21 protein-coding genes, 1 tRNA gene and 1 pseudogene are annotated in these 21,270 nt (G+C 70.3%); 14 read left to right on the top strand and 9 right to left on the bottom strand.

All coding sequences use genetic code 11. The features are described from left to right. Window positions 1–84: 84 nt before the first annotated feature. Together FS769_RS12800 and FS769_RS12795 are read right to left on the bottom strand one after the other, a co-directional pair. Window positions 85–423: an Lsr2 family protein gene (locus FS769_RS12800; RefSeq protein WP_144834010.1), complete on the bottom strand. Its 339-nt coding sequence runs from the start codon at window positions 421–423 to the stop codon at window positions 85–87. 220 nt (window positions 424–643) lie between these two features. Beyond that, window positions 644–985 (bottom strand): Lsr2 family protein, encoded by a 342-nt coding sequence (locus FS769_RS12795; protein ID WP_308071721.1) that lies wholly within the window; start codon window positions 983–985, stop codon window positions 644–646. Window positions 986–1,164: 179 nt separating this feature from the next. On the opposite strand from FS769_RS12795, the gene FS769_RS12790 reads away from it, so the two are divergent. Next, complete coding sequence (locus FS769_RS12790) at window positions 1,165–2,664, top strand: amino acid permease (RefSeq protein ID WP_144834006.1); 1,500 nt, start codon at window positions 1,165–1,167, stop codon at window positions 2,662–2,664. 65 nt (window positions 2,665–2,729) lie between these two features. Here the strand turns inward: FS769_RS12790 and FS769_RS12785 are convergent, their stop codons facing one another. After that, window positions 2,730–3,575 (bottom strand): helix-turn-helix transcriptional regulator, encoded by an 846-nt coding sequence (locus FS769_RS12785; RefSeq protein WP_144834004.1) that lies wholly within the window; start codon window positions 3,573–3,575, stop codon window positions 2,730–2,732. Between the two features lie 100 nt (window positions 3,576–3,675). Between FS769_RS12785 and FS769_RS12780 the strand changes: the two genes are divergently transcribed. The 10 genes and pseudogenes from FS769_RS12780 (at window position 3,676) to FS769_RS12735 (ending at window position 12,554) form a co-directional block, all read left to right on the top strand. Next, entirely contained in the window at window positions 3,676–4,434 is a 759-nt protein-coding gene (locus tag FS769_RS12780) for an SDR family oxidoreductase (protein ID WP_144834002.1), read from the top strand. 135 nt (window positions 4,435–4,569) lie between these two features. Next, window positions 4,570–5,589 carry an efflux RND transporter periplasmic adaptor subunit gene (locus FS769_RS12775; RefSeq protein WP_144834000.1) on the top strand — a complete coding sequence of 340 codons (1,020 nt, stop codon included), beginning with the start codon at window positions 4,570–4,572 and terminating at the stop codon, window positions 5,587–5,589. Then, window positions 5,586–6,404, top strand: coding sequence for an ABC transporter ATP-binding protein (locus FS769_RS12770; RefSeq protein ID WP_144833998.1), 819 nt, complete (start codon window positions 5,586–5,588; stop codon window positions 6,402–6,404). The genes FS769_RS12775 and FS769_RS12770 overlap by 4 nt, the downstream gene beginning before the upstream one ends. Next, the gene (locus FS769_RS12765) at window positions 6,404–7,693 is read left to right on the top strand and encodes an ABC transporter permease (protein ID WP_144833996.1); all 1,290 of its coding nucleotides are present in this window, start codon (window positions 6,404–6,406) and stop codon (window positions 7,691–7,693) included. The genes FS769_RS12770 and FS769_RS12765 overlap by 1 nt, the downstream gene beginning before the upstream one ends. A gap of 157 nt (window positions 7,694–7,850) precedes the next feature. Beyond that, complete coding sequence (locus FS769_RS12760; RefSeq protein WP_144834321.1) at window positions 7,851–8,594, top strand: ABC transporter ATP-binding protein; 744 nt, start codon at window positions 7,851–7,853, stop codon at window positions 8,592–8,594. Next, the gene (locus tag FS769_RS12755; RefSeq protein WP_144833994.1) at window positions 8,576–10,162 is read left to right on the top strand and encodes a hypothetical protein; all 1,587 of its coding nucleotides are present in this window, start codon (window positions 8,576–8,578) and stop codon (window positions 10,160–10,162) included. Before FS769_RS12760 ends, FS769_RS12755 begins: the two co-directional genes overlap by 19 nt. A 173-nt stretch (window positions 10,163–10,335) precedes the next feature. Continuing rightward, on the top strand, window positions 10,336–10,719 hold the full coding sequence (locus tag FS769_RS12750; RefSeq protein ID WP_144834319.1) for a VOC family protein: 384 nt from the start codon (window positions 10,336–10,338) through the stop codon (window positions 10,717–10,719). A gap of 225 nt (window positions 10,720–10,944) precedes the next feature. Then, the gene (locus tag FS769_RS12745) at window positions 10,945–11,580 is read left to right on the top strand and encodes a DedA family protein (RefSeq protein WP_144834318.1); all 636 of its coding nucleotides are present in this window, start codon (window positions 10,945–10,947) and stop codon (window positions 11,578–11,580) included. Window positions 11,581–11,638: 58 nt separating this feature from the next. Further along, window positions 11,639–11,758: pseudogene (locus FS769_RS17245) on the top strand (LysR family transcriptional regulator); the annotation flags it as partial. Between the two features lie 46 nt (window positions 11,759–11,804). Continuing rightward, window positions 11,805–12,554: a LysR substrate-binding domain-containing protein gene (locus FS769_RS12735; protein WP_144833992.1), complete on the top strand. Its 750-nt coding sequence runs from the start codon at window positions 11,805–11,807 to the stop codon at window positions 12,552–12,554. A gap of 54 nt (window positions 12,555–12,608) precedes the next feature. Here the strand turns inward: FS769_RS12735 and FS769_RS12730 are convergent. From FS769_RS12730 to galU, 4 genes are all read right to left on the bottom strand, one after another. After that, window positions 12,609–12,681: transfer RNA gene (locus FS769_RS12730), tRNA-Ala, on the bottom strand. 157 nt (window positions 12,682–12,838) lie between these two features. Then, on the bottom strand, window positions 12,839–13,903 hold the full coding sequence (locus FS769_RS12725) for a large exoprotein (protein ID WP_144833990.1): 1,065 nt from the start codon (window positions 13,901–13,903) through the stop codon (window positions 12,839–12,841). A gap of 99 nt (window positions 13,904–14,002) precedes the next feature. Continuing rightward, the gene (locus tag FS769_RS12720) at window positions 14,003–14,626 is read right to left on the bottom strand and encodes a GNAT family N-acetyltransferase (RefSeq protein WP_144833988.1); all 624 of its coding nucleotides are present in this window, start codon (window positions 14,624–14,626) and stop codon (window positions 14,003–14,005) included. A 14-nt stretch (window positions 14,627–14,640) separates the two neighbouring features. Further along, window positions 14,641–15,534, bottom strand: a complete 894-nt coding sequence (gene galU / locus FS769_RS12715; RefSeq protein ID WP_144833987.1) for a UTP--glucose-1-phosphate uridylyltransferase GalU — start codon at window positions 15,532–15,534, stop codon at window positions 14,641–14,643. Window positions 15,535–15,596: 62 nt separating this feature from the next. Here galU and FS769_RS12710 point away from each other — a divergent pair, with 62 nt between their 5' ends. Genes FS769_RS12710 through mscL form a run of 3 tightly spaced genes read left to right on the top strand, consistent with a single transcriptional unit; the run spans window position 15,597 to window position 16,937 of the window. Next, the gene (locus FS769_RS12710) at window positions 15,597–16,193 is read left to right on the top strand and encodes a 5-formyltetrahydrofolate cyclo-ligase (protein WP_144833985.1); all 597 of its coding nucleotides are present in this window, start codon (window positions 15,597–15,599) and stop codon (window positions 16,191–16,193) included. Window positions 16,194–16,210: 17 nt separating this feature from the next. Then, window positions 16,211–16,480, top strand: a complete 270-nt coding sequence (locus tag FS769_RS12705; RefSeq protein WP_144833983.1) for an FmdB family zinc ribbon protein — start codon at window positions 16,211–16,213, stop codon at window positions 16,478–16,480. A gap of 34 nt (window positions 16,481–16,514) precedes the next feature. Further along, entirely contained in the window at window positions 16,515–16,937 is a 423-nt protein-coding gene (mscL, locus tag FS769_RS12700) for a large conductance mechanosensitive channel protein MscL (RefSeq protein WP_144833981.1), read from the top strand. 68 nt (window positions 16,938–17,005) lie between these two features. Here the strand turns inward: mscL and FS769_RS12695 are convergent, their stop codons facing one another. Beyond that, window positions 17,006–17,239, bottom strand: coding sequence for a hypothetical protein (locus FS769_RS12695; RefSeq protein WP_144833979.1), 234 nt, complete (start codon window positions 17,237–17,239; stop codon window positions 17,006–17,008). Between the two features lie 202 nt (window positions 17,240–17,441). Beyond that, a complete protein-coding gene (locus FS769_RS12690; protein ID WP_186325542.1) occupies window positions 17,442–21,161 on the bottom strand; it encodes an AAA family ATPase in 3,720 nt (1,239 codons plus the stop codon). Between the last annotated feature and the right edge of the window lie 109 nt (window positions 21,162–21,270).

Genomic DNA, 21,270 nt, shown 5'->3' with positions numbered 1-21,270 from the left:
AGCACTGCCCCGACGCAGAAGAGACCGGATGCCGCTCAGCGGGGCATCCGGTCTCTTCGACGCGGGCGAGGCGAGGCGACGCGGTTAATGCGCGGCGTCGTAGGCCTCGAGGACGGCGGAAGAGATGCGACCGCGCTCGTTGATGGCGTAGCCGTTCTCGTGCGCCCACGTGCGGACGTCGGTGAGGTCGCGAGTGGGGATCGCCCGGCCGCGCGGAGTACGTCGCACTGTCGTGGCCGTGGATCCGGCGACACGCGCGGCCGAGATGAACGGGTGAAATGCGTCGTGGAGTCTCGCGGCATTGGCATGTGAAAGATCGATTTCATATGCCCGGCCTTCGAGCGAGAACGTGAGGGTCGTTCCGTCTTCGATGATGCGCCCGTCGAGATCGTCGATCATCTGCGTGATGTGCTTTTTCGCCATGACGCGACGATAAGGCCCACGTGTAAGCCATTCCCCGCGACGGATTGCAAATTCACCCGCACCTTCGTCAGCTTTCACCGCATCCGCGGAAAGTGTCGAGGTGCTCTCGCCGGGGAACCCCCGTCGCCACACGGTCGAGCACCACCACGGCGAACGCTGCCGTGGTGGTGCTCAAGGTCGGTGCCCGCGCGGAACGCAGGTCACCGCAGGGGGAACGCGATCAGGAATTCGCTTCCGCGTACGCGTCGAGCACAGTGCCCGGAACGCGACCGCGGTCGCTCACGGTGTGCCCGTTGGCGCGTGCCCATTCGCGCACGGCGCCGAGATCGACGTCGCTCGAACGACGCGTGGTGCGCGTGCGACGGGCGGTCGTGGTGCCGCGCGAAACCGATCGGGCGGCGTCGACGAAGGGGGCGATCGCCGAATAGAACTTGTCGGCGTTGCGGTCGGAGAGGTCGATTTCATAAGCCCGACCCTCGACGGAGAAGGTGATCTGCTTTCCCTGCCCGTCTTCGAGGACGGAACCGTCGAGATCGTCGACGAGGTGCGTGATGTGCTTCATAGCCATAATACGAAAAACCTTACACCTGTAATCGATGAATTACCCGCATGACAATTCCATCTGCTATTCGAGTGCCGTCGGGCGGCTTCGCAAGCGATGGATGGGGGTGCGCGCGAGGGACTATCCTCCACGGGTGGTGTTCGCTCCTGGGACATCACCAGAGACAGAGGAAGCGTTCCGTGAGCCTTTTCCGTACCAAGTCGGTGGAGCAGTCCATCGCCGACACCGATGAGCCCGAATTCCGGCTCAAGAAGTCCCTCAGCGCACTCGACCTGACGGTGTTCGGTGTGGGCGTCGTCATCGGCGCCGGCATCTTCACCCTCACCGGTCGCGCCGCCCACGACGTCGCGGGCCCTGCCGTGGTCATCAGCTTCATCATCGCCGCGATCGCGTGCGGCCTCGCGGCGATGTGCTACGCCGAGTTCGCCTCGACCGTGCCCGTATCGGGCTCGGCCTACACCTTCTCGTACGCGTCGCTCGGCGAGCTGTTCGCGTGGATCATCGGCTGGGACCTCATCCTCGAGATGTTCCTCGGCGCGAGCGTGGTCGCCCAGGGATGGAGCGCGTATCTCGGCACCTTCCTGCAGCAGCTCGGCATCACCCTGCCCGAGGCCATCTCGTACGGCGGCGTGGTCGACGTGCCCGCGATTCTGCTGGTGCTCGTGCTCGGCGGTTTGATGACCGTCGGCATCAAGGAGTCGCTGCGCGTGAACCTCGTGCTCGTCGCCGTGAAGCTGTTCATCGTGCTGTTCGTCATCATCGCCGGCATCCTGTTCATCAACCCCGCGAACTACAACCCGTTCATCCCCGACTCCGTGCCGACCGAGTCGGCCTCGGGTCTCACCCAGCCGCTGCTGCAGTTCCTCTCGGGACTGGAGCCCGCGACGTTCGGCGTCGGCGGCATCCTCGCCGGTGCCGCCCTGGTGTTCTTCGCCTACATCGGCTTCGACGTCGTGGCCACCACCGCCGAAGAGACCAAGCGCCCGCAGCGCGACCTGCCGATCGGCATCATCGCCTCGCTCATCATCTGCACGATCTTGTACTGCGCGGTCGCCATCGTCGTGACCGGCATGGTGCCCTACTCCGAGCTCAACCCCGCCGCGGCCCTCGCCAACGCCTTCGCCTTCCACGGACAGACGTGGATGGCCACGGTCATCGCCGCCGGCGCGGTCGCGGGTCTGACCACCGTCGTGCTCACCCTGCTGATCGGCGCGACGCGCATCATCTTCGCGATGTCGCGCGACCGCCTGCTCCCGGGCTCCCTCGCCAAGGTGCACCCGCGCTTCCGCACCCCGTGGGTGATCTCGATCATCGTCACCGTGATCGTGGCGATCGTCGCGGGGGTGACCCCGATCGGCGTCCTCGAAGAGATGGTGAACATCGGCACCCTGTCGGCGTTCGTGCTCGTGTCGATCGGCGTGATCGTGCTGCGCCGCAAGCGCCCCGACCTCAAGCGCGGCTTCCGCGTGCCGTTCAACCCGGTTCTGCCGATCCTCTCGGCGCTGATCTGCACCTACCTCATGCTCAACCTGTCGGTCGAGACGTGGCTGCGCTTCCTCATCTGGCTGGCCATCGGCTTCGCGATCTACTTCGCGTACTCGCGTCGCCACGCCCGTGTCGGCACGGGGGCGCGCCTCGACCCGACGTCCCCGCGGGTGGTGTCTCCTCCCGCGGAGTGATCCGAGCAGATCCCGGATGCCACGACCCCACCGCTCGCGCGGCCCGGGGTCGTGGCATCCGTCGTTCAGGTCGTGGTGAAGCGTTGCGTGCCGAGCACACCCAGCACGCGAATCTTCTCCTCGGCCTCGCTGCGCGGTTCGGGGGTGAGCACGAGCAGGGCCTGCGCGCGATCCTCGGTGAAGAGCACCTGGCAGTCGACCTCGATCTCGCCGAGTTCGGGGTGGATCAGCACCTTGTGATCGGCGAAGCGCTGGGCGACCTCCTGCCGCTGCCAGAGTTCGGCGAACTCCGCGCTGCGCCCCTCGAGCTCGGCGGCGAGCTCGCCCGCGGTCGACGCGGGTCCGAGTACGCCCACGGCGGCGCGCAGGCCGGCGACGATCGCTCGGCTTTGACGGTCGCGATCGTCGGCGGGGTACTTGGCGCGCTCGGTCTCGGGTCTCACGAACCACCGCCACGCCTCGAATCGCTCCCATCCGCGCGCCCCGACGTGATCGCCCAGGAGGGCGGCCGCGAGCTCGTTCTGCAGCAGCGTCTCGCCCAGATGCGAGATGACCAGGGCGGGGGTGTCCGACAGGCGCGCGAACACCCGTTGCAGCGAGGGGGCGACATGGTCGGCGCGGCCGAGACGGTCGGGCACGGCGTGGCCGGCCAAGCGGTAGAGGTAGTCGCGCTCGTCGACGCTCAGGCGCAGGGCCCGAGCGAGCGCCGACAACATCTGCGGGCTCGGCTGCGGTCCGCGCGCCTGCTCAAGGCGCGTGTAGTAGTCGGTCGACATCGCGGCCGCCTGAGCGACCTCCTCGCGGCGCAGGCCCGCCGTGCGTCGTCGGGCGCCGGGTCGCAGGCCAAGGTCCTCCGGGCGCAGGGCCTCGCGCCGCGCCCGTAGGAACTCCCCCATCGCCGTGCGATCCATTCCTCCATCCTGGTCGGTAGGCGCCGCGGCATCCAGGGATCGCCGCTCCCCCGATCCACGAGGCCTGGATGCCCCGGGGCCGACGCCGAACACTGGGAGCATGCACATCACCGGAAACACCGTCTTCATCCCCGGCGCCACGAGCGGTATCGGTCTCGCCCTCGCCGAGCGCCTGCACTCCGCGGGCAACACCGTCATCGTCGGCGGTCGCCGAGCGGAACTGCTCACCGAGATCGCCGCGACGCACCCCGGCATCGACACCGTCCGCATCGACACGGCCGACGAGGACTCGATCCGCGGGGCCGTCGACGACGTGCTCGAGCGCCACCCGAACCTGAACGTGCTCGTCACGATGGCGGGCGTCATGCGGGTCGAGGACTGGACGCAGGGCCCCGCCGTGCTCGCGACGGCCGAGGAGACCGTCGTGACCAACGTGCTCGGCCCCCTGCGTCTGATCGCGCACCTGCTCCCCCACCTGCAGGCGCAGACGGATGCCACGATCATGACCGTGTCGTCGGGTCTGGCGTTCGTGCCCCTGCGCGCCACCCCCACCTACAACGCGACGAAGGCGGCCGTGCATCTGTTCAGCGAGTCGCTCCGTCTGCAGCTCGAGGGCACGAGCGTGTCGGTGATCGAGCTCGAGCCGCCGTCGGTCGCCACCGACCTGCTACCGGGCCAGCGCGAGAGCTCGTTCGCCATGGATTTGGATGAATTCGCGGACGAAGTGTTCGACATCCTGCGCGACCGGCCCGACGCGACCGAGGTGCAGGTGAGCCGGGTCGGCTTCCTCCGACACGCCGAGGCCGAGGGCCGTTACGCCGAGACGGTGCGCCGGTTGAACGCCGCCGATCCGCACTGACAGGGCGGCCGGCGCCCTCGTGCGCGATACATCGGCGATATCGGCCGCCCCCTAGGGTGAGGAACGTTCGACGACGATTCCATTCCGGGGGGTTTCATGGGGATCGCACGCACGTGGGTCTTTCCGATTCTGCGCATGCTTCTGGTCGCCATCGTGGCGGCCGCACTCATCAAGTTGGCGTTCTTCCCCGACCGGCCGGTCGACGACTCGCCGGCCATGCCGACGGGGAGCATCGTCGAACCGCGAGCGGTCGCCACCCTCGGCACGATCACGAACGACGTGGTGATCAAGGCCACCGTCGCGGCCGACGCCGCCGTGCCGATGAAGGTGACCGCCACCGGCACGGTCAACCGCATCTTCGTCGCGCAGGGCGCCGCCGTCGCCGCGGGCGACGTCGTCTTCGACGTCAAGGTGCCCATAGAGCGCGACCCCGCCGACAGCGTCGACGCCGAGGGCAAGGCCAAGCCCGCGATCTTCCGCTACGCCGACGTCACCGCGCCCGCCGCCGGCACGCTGAGCTCGCTGTCGGTCATCGCCGGGCAGGAGGTCGCGATCGGCGCGAGCGCCGGCACGGTCGCGCCGCCGACCTTCTCGGTCTCGGGCTCGCTCGAGCCCGCGCAGCAGTACCGCCTGCTGAACCGTCCGACCGACGCGACGGTGACCATCACCGGTGGCCCCGCCGCATTCACCTGCACCGGGCTGCGCATCACGACTCCCCTCGCCGGAAGCACCGGCGAGAGCCCCTCCGGCGGGGCGGGCGAGGCCTCGAGCACGGGCGGAGCGGGCAGTAGCGGCGGTGGCTCCGGCACGACCGCCACCTGCAGCGTGCCGGGCGACGTGACGGTGTTCGCCGGGCTCGCGGCCGAGATGACGATCGCTGGCGGTCGCGCCGAGAACGTGCTCCTCGTGCCCACCACCGCGGTGCGCGGAGCCGCGCAGAGCGGCACCGTGTGGGTCACCACCGCCGACGGCGCCACCGAAGAGCGCGCGGTCGCACTCGGGCTCACCGACGGCACGCAGGTGCAGGTCACCGACGGCCTCACCGAGGGCGAGGAGCTCCTCGAGTTCGCGCCGGGCGCGATGGCCGTACCCGACGACGGGTGCACCGTGTACCCCGACGGCTCGATGTTCTGCCAACAGGCGCCCGCGTCGTGAGCCTGCTCGAGCTGCGCGAGGTCACCCGCACGGTGATCCCGCAGGATCAGCCCGCGCTGACCATCCTCAACGGCATCGACCTCACCATCGAGCCGGGCGACCACGTGTCGATCGTCGGCCGCTCGGGCTCGGGCAAGTCGACCCTGCTCAACATGCTGGGGCTGCTCGATCTGCCCACCAGCGGCGAGATCACCTTCGACGACCGGCCCGTGCGCAGTTACAGCTCGGCCGCTCGCGACAGGTTGCGCGGGGCCGGGATCGGCTTCGTCTTCCAGCAGTTCAACCTGCTGCCCGGGCGCACGGCCCTTGAGAACGTCACCATGCCGTTGTTGTACTCGTCGGGGCGCACCTTCTGGCGGCGCAAGAAGATCGCCGCCGAGATGCTCGAGCTCGTCGGGCTCGAGCACCGGCTGTCGAGCCTGCCCGACCGCCTGTCCGGTGGCGAGCAGCAACGCGTGGCCATCGCCCGCTCGCTCGTGCGCGGACCCCGGCTGATCCTCGCCGACGAACCCACCGGCGCGCTCGACCTCGACACCGGTCAGAGCGTCATGGAGCTGATCGACGAGGTGGCGACCCGCACCGGTGCCGCCCAGGTCACCATCACCCACGACCCGACCATCGCGCGCCGCGCCCGCCGGCACTTCCGGCTCGACCGCGGAGTGCTCACCGCGGTCGACGATCCCTCGCTCGAACCGCTGACCCGTCGCGACCGGCGTGAGATGGCCCCCGCCGACGATGACCCGGCTGTCCTCGCCGCGCGGGGGTTCGGCGCGGACCCGACCGAGGATGCCGCCCTCGAGCGAGGAGACGCCTGATGCGCGCGCTCACCTCCCTCGTCGGCGCGATGCTCGAGGCGTGGCAGGAGGTCCGCGTGCACCGCATGCGCGTGCTCCTCTCGCTGGTGGGAGTCGCCGTCGCCGTGTGCTCGCTCACCACCGTCGTCGCCCTGGGGGCGATCGTGCAGCAGTCCACGCAGGAGCAGAACGAGCGCATGTCGGGGCGTCCGGCGACGCTGAACGTCTCGGCGTACCGCACCGATGGAGCGACTCCGGATGCCGCAGCCACCGACGCCGCGTGGCGCAGCATCGTCGAGCGGTACCAGGTGACGTACGCGACGCGCATGCTCAGCACCTCGCAGCTCGTGCCGTTCGCCGACGGAGCGATCCAGGTCGGAACCCAGGCCGTCGATCAGCCCTACGGCGAGATGCACCGCGTGCAGATGGCGGAGGGCGAGTGGTTCACGGCCGACGACGCCGCGCAGCTCGCGCCGCGATTGATCGTGAACGAGGTGTTCTGGCACCGCATGGGCGACCCACCGCTCGAGTCGCACCCGGTGGTCGCCCTCGGCGGGCAGGGCGTGCCGGGAGCGGCATCCGGAATCTCCGCCGGAGGCGTGACCGCCGTGGTGGTGGGCGTCACCCCGTCGCCGAACTGGGAGTCCGAGCCCTCGATGTTCATGCTCGCCGACCACCTGCAGGCGATGCAGGACGCCACCGCCGGCGAGCGCGGATCCGCGCCTGTCGCGTTCGACCCCTACGGCGGCGGCGGGCAGACGCAGTACGAGATGTGGGTGCCGCCCGAGCTCGCCGATCAGCTCACCCCGCTCATCGAACGCGATCTCGCCGCTGCCCTGGGCGACGGGGTCGAGGTCAGCGTCAACCGCCAGGACTGGGGCACGTGGGAGGGCGATCCGCTCCTGGTGACCAAGATGGTCGTCATCGGCATCGCAGTGCTCGTCCTGCTGCTCGGAGCCCTCGGCCTGGTCAACATCGCCCTCGTCACCGTGAAGCAGCGCGTGCGCGAGATCGGAATCCGCCGCAGTTTCGGCGCGACAGCGGGCCGGGTGTTCTTCGCCGTGATGATGGAGAGCGTGGTCGCCACCGTCGTCGCCGGTGCCGCGGGCGTGGCCGTGTCGATCATCGTGGTGCAGTCCCCGTGGCTGCGCGACGTCATCGGGCAGGGCATGGTCAGCGACTTCCCGCCGTTCCCGATCGACGCCGCCGTGATCGGTCTGATCGCCGCGACCGTCGTCGGAGCGATCGCGGGTCTGCTGCCCGCGCTGGTCGCGGTCCGCGTGAAGGTGATCGATGCGATCCGGTACTGAGAACGCAGCGAGCGGACGAGTCGGGCACGAACGCTGGGTGGCGGCGCCCGCGCGCCGCTAGGTTCGAGGCGTGACCGACATTCCTCGCGACGTCCCCCCGCCGTCCGCCCTGCCCGATGCGGTCGCTCCCCCGACCTCCGACGACTCGCTGCCCGCGATGCAGATCACCGGCCTCGTGAAGCGGTTCGGTCAGAAGACCGCCGTCGCCGGGCTCGACCTCGAGGTGCCCTCCGGCTCGTTCTACGGGCTGGTCGGCCCCAACGGCGCCGGCAAGACGACCACGCTGTCGATGGCGACGGGCCTGCTGCGCCCCGACGCGGGGGCCGTCCGCATCCACGGCGTCGACGTGTGGACGCAGCCGGTCGAGGCGAAGAGACTCATCGGCAACCTCGCCGACGGCGTGCGGCTGTTCGATCGCCTCACGGGCGAGCAGTTGGTCACCTACACCGGCATGATGTTCGGTCTCGCGCGCGAAGACGTCGCCGCGCGCACCGCCGACCTGCTGCGCATCATGGACCTGCAGGAGGCGGCGGGCACGCCCGTGGTCGACTACTCGGCCGGTATGACCAAGAAGGTCGCCCTCGCGTGCGCCCTCGTGCACGCGCCGCGTCTGCTCGTGCTCGACGAGCCGTTCGAATCGGTCGACCCGGTGTCGGCGGCGAACATCGAGGACATCCTGCGCGGTTACACCGCGTCGGGTGGCACGGTCATCGTCTCGAGCCACTCCATGGACCTCGTGCAGCGCATGTGCGACCACGTCGCCGTCATCGCGCAGGGCCGCCTCCTGGCATCCGGAACCGTCGACCAGGTACGCGCGGGCCAGACCCTCCAGGACCGCTTCGTCGAGCTCGTCGGCGGCCGGCACCACGCGGAGGGGCCGCAGTGGTTGCGACAGTCCTGAAGATCCGGTTCCGCGTCCTCGGCAACACCCTGACGCGGAGCCCCATGCAGCTCGTGGGCTTCACCTTCGGCGTGATCGGTGCGCTGTGGATGCTCGCCCTGGTCGCGATCGGCCTCTTCTTCGTCGGCACCCTCGACTTCGACATCGCCCGCGCGACCGTCACGGCCGCGGGAGCCGCGCTGCTGCTGGGGTGGGTGATCGGCCCGATCTTCGCGGCGGGGATCGACACCACCCTCGACCCGGCGAAACTCGCGCCCTTCCCGATGACCACGCGTCAGATGATGATCGCGATCACCGCGGGCGGGCTGACGGGTGTGCCGGGGATTGCGACGACCCTCGGCGTGCTCGCGACGTTCTTCGTGTGGGCCCGCCAGCCCGTCGCCGTGATCGCGGCGCTCGTGTGCGTGCCGCTGGGGCTGTTGACCTGCGTCGTCGCCTCGCGCGCCGTCGCCGCACTGGCCGGCGGACTCGGCGGAGGGCGACGCACGCGCGAGCTCATCGGACTGATCGGCTTCGTGCTGATCATCTTCGCCAGCCCTCTCGTCATCGGTCTCCTGAACGCCCTCGATGCCGCCAGCACCGGCGGAGTGAACCTGCAGGTGCTCGTCACCGGGATCTCCTGGACGCCCCTCGGCGCCGCGTGGGCCGTGCCCGGCGAGCTGGCCGCGGGCGCCTGGCTGACGGGGCTCGCCAAGTTCGTCATCGCCGTCGCCACCCTCGCGGTGCTGTGGCTGCTGTGGTCGCGGAGCCTGTCGGCATCCGTCATCGCTCCCCCGACGCGGTCGACGACCGCGCGCCGGTCGGGATCGCTCGGGCTGTTCGGCATCATGGCCTCGACTCCGGTGGGTGCCACCTGGGCGCGGTCGCTCACGTCGTGGACGCGCGACTTCCGCTATCTGCGGCAGTTGCTGCTGATCCCCTTCGCTCCCGTGCTCGTGCTCGTCTATTCGCGGGGCGATCTCGACGGACCGTTCTTCGCCGCCTCGGGCCTGCTGGTCGGGTTCTTCGCCGGGGTCCTGGCGTACACCGACATCTCGTACGACGGCACCGCCTTCGCGACCGTCCTGCAGACCGGCATCCGAGGGCGCGCCGACCGCCTCGGGCGCATGCTGGGTTGTGCGACCGTGAGCGTGCCGCTCGTCCTCGTGGCGGATGCCGTGACCCTCGCGATCGTCGGCAGGTGGGAGCTGCTGCCCGCGGTCGTCGGCGGGTCGATCGGTCTCACCCTCGTCGGCCTGGGGGTCAGCGCCGTCAGCTCGGCGATCATCGTCATTCCGACGCCTGCCCCGGGCGACTCTCCGTTCAAGCGGGTGCCGGGGTCGACGTTCGCGATGTTCCTGGCGTTCCTGCTGTGCTGGGGGCTCACGGCCGTGCTCGCTCTGCCCGCCGTGATCCCGGCGGTGATGGCCCTCTTCTTCGGCGTGACGGGGGCCGGATGGGTGTCCGTCGCGCTCGGTCTCGTGTGGGGCGTCGTGGTCTTCGCGATCGGCGTGCTCATCGGTGGGCGGCGCTTCGACGCCGATGCTCCCCGCCTGCTTGCGCAGCTGCGCACGTACCAGGGGGCCTGAGCCGTCGGCATCCACTCTTCCCGCTCGCCTGGCTCGGGTCTCGGGTGAGCGCCACACGACCCCGCCGGCGACCGACCCGTGGGGCGTGGCGTGCATGTTCGACATCGCCGCCCCCGGCGGGTGGGCCGAGGGCGACTGAGCGATGCGGCCTGCATTAGCGTGAGCGCGTGAGCATGCGCCTCGAGCTGGTCCCCCTGTCCGTGTCCGACGTCGACCGGAGCATCTCGTTCTACCGCGACGTCGTCGGCTTCGTGCTCGACCACGACGTCTCCCCCGGAAACGGGATGCGGGTCGTCCAGCTCACCCCGCCCGGCTCCTCGTGCTCGATCGCCTTCGGCGTCGGCATGGGTGCGGGAGCGCCCGTGTCGAACCTCCACCTGGTCGTCGACGACCTCGAGAGCGTCCGCGCCCGGCTCATGGCGAACGGCCTCGACGTGTCGCCGGTGCAGGACATGGGCGGCGGGGTGCATTACGCCTTCTTCGCCGACCCCGACGGCAATTCCTGGGCCCTGCAGGAGATCCGCGCGGGAGCCGCGCTTCCCGACCCCGCGTCGTGAGCCGCGGCGACGTTCGCGCAGGGAGGCCCCACAGTCGCCCTCGTCGAAAGGTTCCGGATGCCGTGCCGCCCGGCATCGCATCGGCCTCGGCGCACGGCCCGTGGATTCTTGGCGACTCCTGAGAGCGCGTGCGTTAGCGTCGCCCCCGGACCCCGGTGCCCGCGACCCCGCGCGCACCGGAACGAATCGGGGAGCGAACCTGCCGTGAACATCCACTCCGTCGCCATGGCGACCGGAATCCTGCCCGATGCGGCGTCGATCCTCCACGCCTTCGGACCGTGGGTGCTCGGCGGCATCGCCCTGCTCATCTTCATCGAGTCGGGCGTGCTGTTCCCCTTCCTGCCCGGCGACTCCCTGCTGGTGACCGCGGCGGTGCTGGCCGGCCCCCTCGGCATCCAGCCCTGGCAGGTGCTGCTGGTCGGCATCCCCGCCGCGATCCTCGGCGACCAGGTCGGATACTGGCTCGGTCGCCGCTTCGGTCGGCGCTTGTTCCGCGATGGTGCCCGCGTGCTGCGACCCGAGCGTCTGCACGACGCCGAGCGCTTCTTCGAGCGGTACGGCGGCGGCTCTCTCGTGCTCGGACGCTTCGTGCCGATCGTGCGGACGTACGTGCCGGTGGCCGCCGGGACGGCGCACATGCCCTACCGCCGGTTCCTGGTGTGGAACACCCTGGGGGCGACGCTGTGGGTCGTGGCGATGACCCTCATCGGCCTGCTGCTGGGCGGCATCCCGTTCATCGTGAACAACATCGACGTGCTGATGATCGTCATCGTGCTGATCTCGGTGCTCCCCGTCGTCGTCGCGATCGTGCGCAAGACGCTCGCCTCGCGTCGAGCCCGTGCGGCCACCGAGACGGACTGACACGTCGCATAGATCGTGCCCGCCGGGCGCGGCGGGGGCCGGAAGCGAGGATCGCGACATGGACGTGCCCATCCACGCGATCCGCTACTTCTGCGTCTTAGCGAAAGAACTGCACTTCGGACGGGCCTCCGAACGTCTGAGCATCACTCCCCCGTCGCTGAGCCAGCAGATCAGCAAGCTCGCAGAAGCTCGGCGTCAAGCTCTTCGAACGCACTCCCCGCAAGGTGGAGCTGACCAGCTACGGGCGCGATCTGCTCCCCCTCGCTCGGCGCCTGCGCGACGACCACGATCTGATCGTCGCGTGGGGCAGGTCGGTGCAGCGCGACATCGCTGCGCCGCACCTGCGCGTCGGCGTCGTCGCCGCGGGGGCCGGAGCCCTCACCACCGCGGCCATCAGCACGACCCTGCAGAAGGTGCCGAACGCACGCATCGAGATGCGGAGACTGGGGTTCTTCGACGTGGCAGGCGACCTCGAGGCCGGGCTCGTCGACGTGGTGTTCGCCCCGTGGCCCCTGCGGCTCGCCCCGCGTGTGCGCACCGAGCCGCTCTGGCGCGAGCAGCGGGTTCTCGTCGTGCCGCACGGACACCACCTGGCCGAACGGGAGTCGGTCTCGATCCTCGACACGAAGGACGAGATCTTCGTCGCGGCCAGTGGCGGTGCACCCGAGGTGATCGACTGGTGGCTCGTCGACCCGCGCCCCGACGGCTCGCGCCCGCAGCGCGGGCCGACAGCCGACAGCATCGAGGGGCTACCGGAGCTCGTCGCGGTCGGCGCCGGGGTGAACATCGCCGGCGAATCGGCCTCGCGGCGCTACCAGCGCGAGGAGCTCGCCTACGTGCCGATCGACGACATCGAGCCCGCCACCGTGGTGCTGTGCAGCCTGTCCGACACCCTGAACCCGATGGTGCAGGTGTTCCACGAGGCAGCCCTGGAGCTGTCACCCATCGTCGGCGGGGCGAGGCATTCCGAGTGAGGCACACGCAGAACAGCGCCGCACCCCGTGAGGGATGCGGCGCTGTGTTTTCGGTGGACCTGAGGGGATTCGAACCCCTGACCTCCTCGATGCGAACGAGGCGCGCTACCAACTGCGCCACAGGCCCGGAAACCTCGTAAACACTATCACGACACCTCCCCGTCACCCGACGCGGGGCGCACCCCGGGCGCGCCGTGCATCGACGGATGAGGGCGACGGATGCCGCTGCGTCGGCGATGCCGTCGGCGGCGACGCCCCGCGGTCGGTGGCGTCGTCGGCGGGGCTTACTGGCCCGACGCGCGACGCTCGAGCAGACGACGCACGTGGTCGTCGATCTCGCCGTCGTCGACGTAGCCCATGGCCGCGTACTTCGACGGCACGGGAGCGGCGGCAGGCGTCTCGACCGGGCGAGCGGTCTCGATGGGCGTGGGGGCCTGAGTGGCCGCGATGTGGCGGGCCGCCTCTTCGCGAGCGGCTGCGCGCAGCGCCTCGCGGGCGACCTGCTCGTCGACGACGGCGGCTGCGCGTGAGCCGGCCGATGCGACCAGCGGACGCGGCAGTTCGCGCGGCGTCCAGGTCGGGCGCGGCTCGGGCAGGAGAGCGACGTCCTGCACCTCGGCCGCAGCGCGAGCCGTCGCCTCGACCGCGGGACGCACCTGGGTGCGGGCCGCGATCACGGACAGTCGGCGAAGCACGACGAGCGAGGCCAGCACGACGGTGACCCCGATGATCAGCACGACGGGGGCTGCTCCCGCGACGACCTGGATCGCACCGACGAGGGCGGCGACGACACCGACCAGCGCGGTCGCCGTCGTGGCCAGGCGGAAGCGACGGCGGGCACGCGCCCGGCGAGCCTCGGGACGGGCGACCGCCGCGGCGCGCTCCGCGTGGGCGCGCTCGAGGGCGGCGGCGCGCTCGGCGCGGGTCTTCTCGAGGGCTGCGGCGCGCTCGGCGCGGGCCACCTCGACCGCGGCGGCGCGCTCGGCGCGGGCGACGTCGAGAGCGGCGGCGCGCTGCTCCTTCACGACGTCACGATCGCGCGCGGTTTCGAGACGAGCGACCTCGAGGCGCGCTTTGGCGGCCGCGAGCTCGATCTGGGCTTTCTGCGCCTGCACCTGCCGCGCGAGCTTCTGCTGCTGGTGGGCGGTGCGGGTGGTGAGCTCGAGGTGCACCTCGCGCGGCGTCTCGGCCGTCTCGGCGAGCACGCGCAGCGCCTGATTGAGGCGGACGGCGTTGCGTTCGACCGAGGTGAACCGGTGTCGGCTCTGCCACGACGGAAGGAGGTACACCAGCCAGAGCGCGACGGCGACGAAGACGATCACGCCACCGCTGAGAACCTGCCCACCCATGGCATAAAGGTAGGCCACCGAGAGATCACACCTCGGCATCCCCCCGCGTGTCGTGCCCAGACTTCTGCACATGGGGCGCAAGCACCCCGGGGAGCGCGCTTAAATGCGGTCGGCGGGCGGAACGCGAGCGGCATCCGGGGGCACCTGGCCCCGCTGCCAGCGGTCGAGCACACCGTGCGGCACCTCTTCGCGCACCAGGGCGAACGCGTAGTGATCGCGCCAGTCGCCGTCGATGTGGATGTAGCGACGACGCAGGCCCTCGTACCGGAAGCCGAGCTTCTCGACCACACGCAGGCTCGCGTGGTTCTCGGGCCGGATGCAGATCTCGACGCGGTGCAGGTTGAGCTCGGTGAAGCACAGGTCGGTCGCCATCGCCACGCTCACCGTGGTGATGTTGCGGCCGGCGAACTCCTCGGCCACCCAGTAGCCGATCGTCGCCGAGCCCAGGGAACCGCGCGAGACGCCCCACACGTTCAGCTGTCCGGCGACGTCGTCGTCCCACGCCATCACGAGGGGGACGCCGACGCCGTCGCGGTACTGCTGCAGGAGGCGACGGATGCCGAGGCGCATGTCGAACGACACGGGGCCGTCGGGACTCGTCGCCTCCCACGGACGCAACCACGGACGATTGTCGATCAGCTGCTGCTGGAGGACGCGCGCGTCGCGATTGCGGATGAGACGGATCGACACCTGGCCGTGCCGCCTCGGAATCGAAAGATCCATTGCACCCCGCGGGGTCAGAGACCCTTGGCGAACTCCTTGAACCAAGGACGCAGCGCCGGGCCCAGGTCGTCGCGGTCGGCCGCGAGCTGGACGATCGCCTTGATGTAGTCGACCCGGTCGCCGGTGTCGTAGCGACGGCCGCGGAACACGACGCCGTAGACGCCGCCGCCGTCGCCGCCACCGGTGGCGAGCTCTTCGAGCGCGTCGGTCAGCTGGATCTCGCCGCCCTTGCCGGGCTCGGTGCGCTCGAGGATGTCGAACACGTCGGGGCCGAGCACGTAACGACCGATGATCGCGAGGTTCGAGGGGGCGTCTTCGGCCTTGGGCTTCTCGACGAGCTGCGTGACCTTGACGACGTCGTCTTCGTCGGTGGCCTCGACGGCGGCGACACCGTAGAGGTGGATGTGCTCGGGGTCGACTTCCATGAGGGCGATGACCGTGGCACCGCCGCGCTTGTCGTACTCCTCCATCATCTTGGTGAGCAGAGCGTCGCGCTCGTCGATGAGGTCGTCGCCCAGGAGGACGGCGAAGGGGTGGTCGCCGACGTGGCTGCGGGCGCGCAGCACCGCGTGGCCGAGGCCCTTGGGCTCGCCCTGACGCACCATGTGGATGTCGGCGAGGTCGGACGAGTGCTCGACCTTGGCGAGCTTGTCGCTGTCGCCCTTCTCGCGCAGCTTGGCCTCGAGCTCGGGCATCGAGTCGAAGTGGTTGGCGATGTTGTTCTTGTTGCGACCGATGATGATGAGCACATCGTCGATACCGGCCGAAGTGGCCTCTTCGACCACGTACTGGATGGCCGGCTTGTCGACGACCGGGAGCATCTCCTTCGGCATCGCCTTGGTGGCGGGAAGGAAGCGCGTACCGAGTCCGGCGGCCGGGATCACGGCCTTGAAGGGCTTATGAGGCATGGGCATACCTTATAGGCAGCCGGCGACACCGCCGTTACATGCGCGCACGTAGACTTACCGGCATGCCGGATCGCATCGAGCAGGCCAAGCGCGCACTGCGCGCCGATCTGCGCGAACGCCGCCAGACCGTTTCGGCGCACGCGCGCGAGGTGGCCGAGGCCGGCGTCAAAGAGCAGCTCGACGCCCTCGTCGATCGCCTCGGTGCGCGCAGCATCTCGTGCTTCCTGTCGACGCCCACCGAGCCCGGCACGCACGCCTTCGTCAGCGGGGCGGTGGCACGCGGCATCCGGGTGCTTCTTCCGATCACGCGCGAAGACGGCCTTCTCGACTGGAGCGTCGCGACGCCCGAGACCGAGATCACCGAGGGACTGTTCGGCCTGCCGGAACCTGTGGGCGACGTGCTCGGGCCCATCGCCGTCAACGACGTCGACCTGCTGGTGATCCCCGCCGCCGCCGTCGACCAGGGCGGCATGCGCCTCGGCTGGGGCCGCGGCTACTTCGACAAGACCCTCGGCTCGATGGAGAAGTGCCCGCCGGTGTACGCGGTCATCTTCGACTCCGAGCTCATCGACGACGTGCCCCGCGACGTGCACGACCAACCCGTCTCGGGCGTGGTCACCCCCACCCGCACGGTCAAGATCACCGCACGCACCCCCTGAATACCCGAAGGAACCCGATGCCCACCTACTCCTACGCCTGCAAGCAGTGCGGACACCGCTTCGACACCGTGCAGTCCTTCTCGGATGCCGCTCTCACCGAGTGCCCCGAGTGCGGCGGCGAGGTGCGCAAGCAGTACGGCTCGATCGGGGTGACCTTCAACGGTTCCGGGTTCTACCGCACCGACTCCCGCTCCTCCACCCCGAGCGGGTCCGGTAGCGGCTCGGGCGGTTCTTCGACATCATCGAAGTCGGAAACGAAGACGTCCGCCCCGTCCTCGGCCTCCTAGCCCCGGTCGGCGCGGCCAGAATGGGAGCCTGCGCATGATCAAAGGATTCAAGGAGTTCATCCTCCGAGGCAATGTCATCGACCTCGCCGTCGCGGTGGTCATCGGCGCGGCGTTCACGGCGGTCGTCAACGCCATCGTCGCTGCGGTCATCACCCCGCTGATCGAGGTGTTCTACAAGCCTGCGGAGAACGGCGAGATCGGACCGTCGATCACGGGCATCTACGGGCAGGAAGTGGTCTTCCCCCTTCCCACCCTGCTCTCGGCGGTCATCAGCTTCTTCGCCGTGGCGATCGTGGTCTACCTCGTGTTCGTCTACCCGATGAACCGGTGGAAGGCCATCGCCGCCGCTCGCGCCGGGGTGAACGAGCCCGCCACCGACGAGCCGAAGCTGCCCACCGAGCAGGAGCTGCTCGTGCAGATCCGCGATCTGCTGGAGCGCCAGAACGACAAGGCCTGACGGACCGACGGAGCCCACGGCATCCGTGCCCCTCTCGAGAGACGGGCGGATGCCGTGGGCTTCGTCGTTCAGTAGTGCGGGGGCACCTCGCGCAGCATGCGCGCGTCGTTCGGCCCGGATGCCGCGGGGCGCGAGCCAGCACCTCTGGCGGGGTCGTCGGCGGGTGCCGGCTCGGCCGACGTGCCGGGTGCGGGCATCAGGCGTGCGCGGCGCGCGCCGCGCACGCGGACCACGGGCTGTCGGACGTCGTCCGCGCCCTGCGCCACCGAGGTCCCTGAGCCTGTCGAAGGGACCGGACTCATCGCTGCATCGGAGGCGTCGACGGGCTCAGCCGGGGACGACGGCGCAGCCGAGGTCCCTGAGCCTGTCGAAGGGACCGGACTCACGCGCCCGTCGTGAGTTCCGACAGCCTCAGCAGCCGAGGTCCCTGAGCCTGTCGAAGGGACCGGACTCACCGCCGCAGCGCCGAAGCCGGTCTCGTCCGGATTCTCGGTCATCGCCGGCTCAGCCGGGCAGGTCGAGCTGTTCGGTGCTCGTGTCGGGACCCGCACCGTCGACGGGCGCGACACCGAGCAGCCCGGCGATGCGTGCGGCGACGCCCGCAGGGTCGCTGTAGAGGTCGAAGGCGTGCACGCGCACGTAGTGCCACCCGAGTCGCCGCAGAATCTGCGGGCGCAGACGCAGCGTCTCGCGCAGAGACTCGCCGATCGTCTCGGGGTCGCTCTCGGCGACGACGGCCTTGCCCTGGTAGCGCGCGACCAGCGGCAGCAGTCCGCGGTAGTCCACGTCGACCTCGACGCCGAGCTGCCGCAGCTCGCGCGCGAGCGCGCGGGTGAGGGGGTCGGCGAGGTCTTCGAGGCGGCTCTCGCGTCCGCGCGCGGCGACGTTGCCGAGGATGCCCATGAGCGTCGCGGCTCCGTGCTCGAGGCGTCCGTCGTCGAAGGCGGAGGGCCGGATCGACGACACGATCACCATCGAGCGACGAGCACGGGTCATACCGACCGTGAGCAGCCGCTCGCCGTCGGGCGTCGACAGGTCGCCGAAGTCGCTCAGCACGCGCCCGTGACGGGTCAGGCCGAAACCGAGCGAGAAGACGACGCGGTCGCGGCTCTCGGCCACCGACTCTTCGAGCGTGAGCACCGCGAAGGGCTCCGCCGCGTCGCGCGAGACGAACTCGGCGATGTCGGACCGCCCGGCCAGCGCCGCGACGACCGAGGCGCGCACGCGCTCGGCGTGCTTGCGGCTGGCGGTGACGACCATGAGCGACTCGGAGGCGCGGTTGACGGCGTGCTCGATCACGAGGGTCACCACGCGGGCGACCTCGGCGTCGGGGCTCTCGACCGCACCGCTGACCGGGTCGGGCGCGCCGACTCCGCCCTCGACGTAGTCGACGCTCAGGCTGCCTCGTCCGAGGTACGAACCCGCCCACGGCAGCGACACGATCTCGCCGCCGTAGAAGGCGTCGTTGACGAGCTGCGAGAGGTCTTCTCCCCCGGCTCGGTAGCTGCGGGTGAGGGTCTCGACCGGCAGCAGCTCGGCCACGCGCTCGAACACCGACCGGTCGTCGAACGGCACCTCGTCGCCTTCGACGCCGTCTTCGTCGTCGAGAGTGGGAGCGATCGCCGCGCTCACGCGGAACGGGGTCGGCTTCTGCACGACCGGGTCGCCGAAGAGCACCACCTGACGCGCCCGACGCAGGGCCGGAGTGGCCTCGGCGAGGCACAGGGCCGCGGCATCCGCGATGATCACGACATCGAAGGCCAGATCCCACGGCACATCGGGCACCTCGTAGGGCGACGCCAACCACACCGGCGCGAGCGTGCGCAGCAGGGTGGGCGCGGCATCCGAGATCTCCTGCGCGGTGTGCAGGCCGTCTTTCAGCGCGTGCTTGAGGGCCGTGGCCTCGTCGGCATGATCGACGATGCCGATGCGCCACTGGGTCGCGAGCTGCGCCGCGAGAAGCGGACCCGCCGCCGCTGCGTGCGCCTCGTCGACGAGACGGAAGTCGCGCTCGAGACGGTCGACGACGCTGGTGTTCGCGCCGAGCAGGGCGCGATCGCTGCGCAGCAGGTGCTCGAGAGCCGACTGCCACCACGCGAACTCGAGCTCGGCGCCGACCCGCTCTTCGGGGACGTGGCGCACCGACAGCTCGACGAGGAGCTGCTCGAGGCCGAGACGGGCGAGTTCGGAACGCAGCTGCGCGCGCTCGACGAGGTTGTCGAAGAACTCCGATTCGGCGGCGAGGCCCGCGAGCGTGCGCACCAGGCGCTGCACGGGAAGGGTCGCCAGACGCTCCGAGCCCTGTCGACCGAGGATCTGATCGAGCTCTCCGAGCAGGGCGTCGGTGCGCTGCCACGCCACGTGCACGTCGGCGAGGCCGAGGGGCACCTCGGGGGCGACGCCGGCCTCGACGAGGCGGTGCCACTCGGTGCGCTGCTGCTGGATGCGCATGAGCGCCTCGTACATGTCGGGCACGTGCACGCCTGGGCGCACGTACTCCTTCGACAGGCGCTTGAGGCGACGACGGTTCGGACCGCTCATCGCGGAGCCGTCGCGGCGCGGCGAGTGCGCGTCGATCAGTTCGCCGATGGGGCGCTCGAACACGCTGGGGCTGAAGCGGTCGAGCGACTCGCGGATGCCCTGCAGCAGTTTGAGGTACGAACCCAGCTCCGACACGGTCTGGAACGGACGCATGCGCGTCTGCGCGATGAGCTCGTATCCGCGCTCGATGAGACGCGGCACGTCGGAGGAGTGGAGCTTGCCGGCCAGGTCGTGCGCGGCCCGCGCGTCTTCGGTGCGGGTGAAGCTGACGCCGTACCAGGGAGAGTCGTCGGGGCCGAAGCGGAACTCGCCCAGTCGTGCGGCCATCGCCAGAGCCCGCGCGGCCGCGTCGCGGCGACCCGACAGACGCTCGAGCGTGGCCACGTCGAAGCGCGCCGCGGTCGAGGGAGGCGGAGAGACGGATGCCAGCTTGGTGAGCTCGCGCAGCACGTCGAGCGCCGAGACGCCCAGGGCCAGGTGCGGCTCGGTCACCGCCGAGCGGTAGTCGCGCAGCACGGTGCGCAGGCGCACCAGCGCGTCGTCGATCTCGGCGACTTTGGGCTGCTCGGCCTTCTCGTTGCGGCCGATCGCGCGGATGAGATCGCGGCGAACGTGGTGCGGCGAGACGGCGAGTCCGGTGAGACCGACGCCGGCGAGGCGGTGCCGGATGCCGTCGAGCGTCGACCGACGCGCACTGACGACGAGCACGCGCTTGTTGTCGTGCACGAGCTGGCCGATCGCGTTGATGACCGTCTGCGTGCCGCCCGTGCCGGGGAGCGTGTGGACCGCGAGGGAGTGGCCGGCGGAGATGCGCGCGAGGACGCGCTCCTGCTCGGCGTCGGCGTCGAGGAGGAGGGTGTCGGCGGCGGGCGGGCGCTCGTCGGGCCCGACGACGGCCGGCTCGGCGCGGCGCACGGTGATGCGCGCGCGGTCGTCGGCGTGACCGGCGAGGGCGTTCAACAGCGTGTCGTCGAGGTCGTGCGTGTCGCGCGCCATGCCCGAACCGACGTCGGCGAACGACGAGATGATCAGGCGGGGATGCACGACGAAGGTCGGCACGTGCGTCGTCAGGCGACGGATGTGGTCGATCACCGGCTGCGGCTTGAACACGCCCTGGTCGTAGGCGAGACCGGCGAGGGCCGCGCTGTCGATCTGGATGCCGAGGTGGGTGCGGAACGCACGCGCCAGCTCGGGGTTCATCACGAACGCGCCGTGCAGCTTGAGCTCGAAGTCGCCGTGGTGGCGGCGGATGGCGAGCGGACGCAGCAGCACGGGGGCCGACCACTCCACTCCCCCGATCTTCCACGCCGACAGGCCCACGGCCAGGTGCACGGGCTCGAGGCCGCGCGCGGTGCGCAGTTCGACGTTCTTGGCGGTGATGCGTTCTGCGGCCATCCGCGCCGTGCGCAGGGCGACCTCGTCGCGGAAGAGGTTGCTGAGCATGGTGGCGCGACCCGTGATGAATTGCGGGAGGGAGCCCGGGTGCGCCTTGGTGATGTCGATGCCGGCGTCGCGCGCGTCGTCGAACCGCAGCAGCGTCGAGCGCCCGCCGAGCACCGCGGCCTCGGCCCTGATGCGGTCGCGTTCGGGGTCGGCGACGTGACGAACGACGATGCCGGGTTCCGACAGTCGCAGCTCGCCCGGATCGACGGACGTCGATTCGTCTCCGTCGGTACCGATCACGGTCCCGTCCTCAGCTCGCCACACACCTGCCAGACTAAGCCGGTCGATGCGGGATCCCGCGCAGCGGGGGCGAGTTTCGCGGGAATAGACGACACGCCGCACGATCGGC

The sequence above is a fragment of the Microbacterium sp. BH-3-3-3 genome, assembly GCF_007679045.1.
Classification (GTDB): Bacteria; Actinomycetota; Actinomycetes; order Actinomycetales; family Microbacteriaceae; genus Microbacterium; species Microbacterium algihabitans.
Note: the sequence above shows the minus strand (reverse complement) of the source record. Positions and strands in the feature narration are given on the sequence as shown.

Excerpts from the sequence above, each read along its gene's own strand:
- FS769_RS12800 (WP_144834010.1), bottom strand. The coding sequence starts at position 423 with ATGGCGAAAAAGCACATCACGCAGATGATCGACGATCTCGACGGGCGC.
- FS769_RS12795 (WP_308071721.1), bottom strand. The coding sequence starts at position 985 with ATGAAGCACATCACGCACCTCGTCGACGATCTCGACGGTTCCGTCCTC.
- FS769_RS12785 (WP_144834004.1), bottom strand. The coding sequence starts at position 3,575 with ATGGATCGCACGGCGATGGGGGAGTTCCTACGGGCGCGGCGCGAGGCC.
- FS769_RS12780 (WP_144834002.1), top strand. The coding sequence starts at position 3,676 with ATGCACATCACCGGAAACACCGTCTTCATCCCCGGCGCCACGAGCGGT.
- FS769_RS12775 (WP_144834000.1), top strand. The coding sequence starts at position 4,570 with ATGCTTCTGGTCGCCATCGTGGCGGCCGCACTCATCAAGTTGGCGTTC.
- FS769_RS12765 (WP_144833996.1), top strand. The coding sequence starts at position 6,404 with ATGCGCGCGCTCACCTCCCTCGTCGGCGCGATGCTCGAGGCGTGGCAG.
- FS769_RS12760 (WP_144834321.1), top strand. The coding sequence starts at position 7,851 with ATGCAGATCACCGGCCTCGTGAAGCGGTTCGGTCAGAAGACCGCCGTC.
- FS769_RS12750 (WP_144834319.1), top strand. The coding sequence starts at position 10,336 with ATGCGCCTCGAGCTGGTCCCCCTGTCCGTGTCCGACGTCGACCGGAGC.
- FS769_RS12745 (WP_144834318.1), top strand. The coding sequence starts at position 10,945 with ATGGCGACCGGAATCCTGCCCGATGCGGCGTCGATCCTCCACGCCTTC.
- FS769_RS12725 (WP_144833990.1), bottom strand. The coding sequence starts at position 13,903 with ATGGGTGGGCAGGTTCTCAGCGGTGGCGTGATCGTCTTCGTCGCCGTC.
- FS769_RS12720 (WP_144833988.1), bottom strand. The coding sequence starts at position 14,626 with ATGGATCTTTCGATTCCGAGGCGGCACGGCCAGGTGTCGATCCGTCTC.
- galU (WP_144833987.1), bottom strand. The coding sequence starts at position 15,534 with ATGCCTCATAAGCCCTTCAAGGCCGTGATCCCGGCCGCCGGACTCGGT.
- FS769_RS12710 (WP_144833985.1), top strand. The coding sequence starts at position 15,597 with ATGCCGGATCGCATCGAGCAGGCCAAGCGCGCACTGCGCGCCGATCTG.
- FS769_RS12705 (WP_144833983.1), top strand. The coding sequence starts at position 16,211 with ATGCCCACCTACTCCTACGCCTGCAAGCAGTGCGGACACCGCTTCGAC.
- mscL (WP_144833981.1), top strand. The coding sequence starts at position 16,515 with ATGATCAAAGGATTCAAGGAGTTCATCCTCCGAGGCAATGTCATCGAC.
- FS769_RS12695 (WP_144833979.1), bottom strand. The coding sequence starts at position 17,239 with ATGAGTCCGGTCCCTTCGACAGGCTCAGGGACCTCGGTGGCGCAGGGC.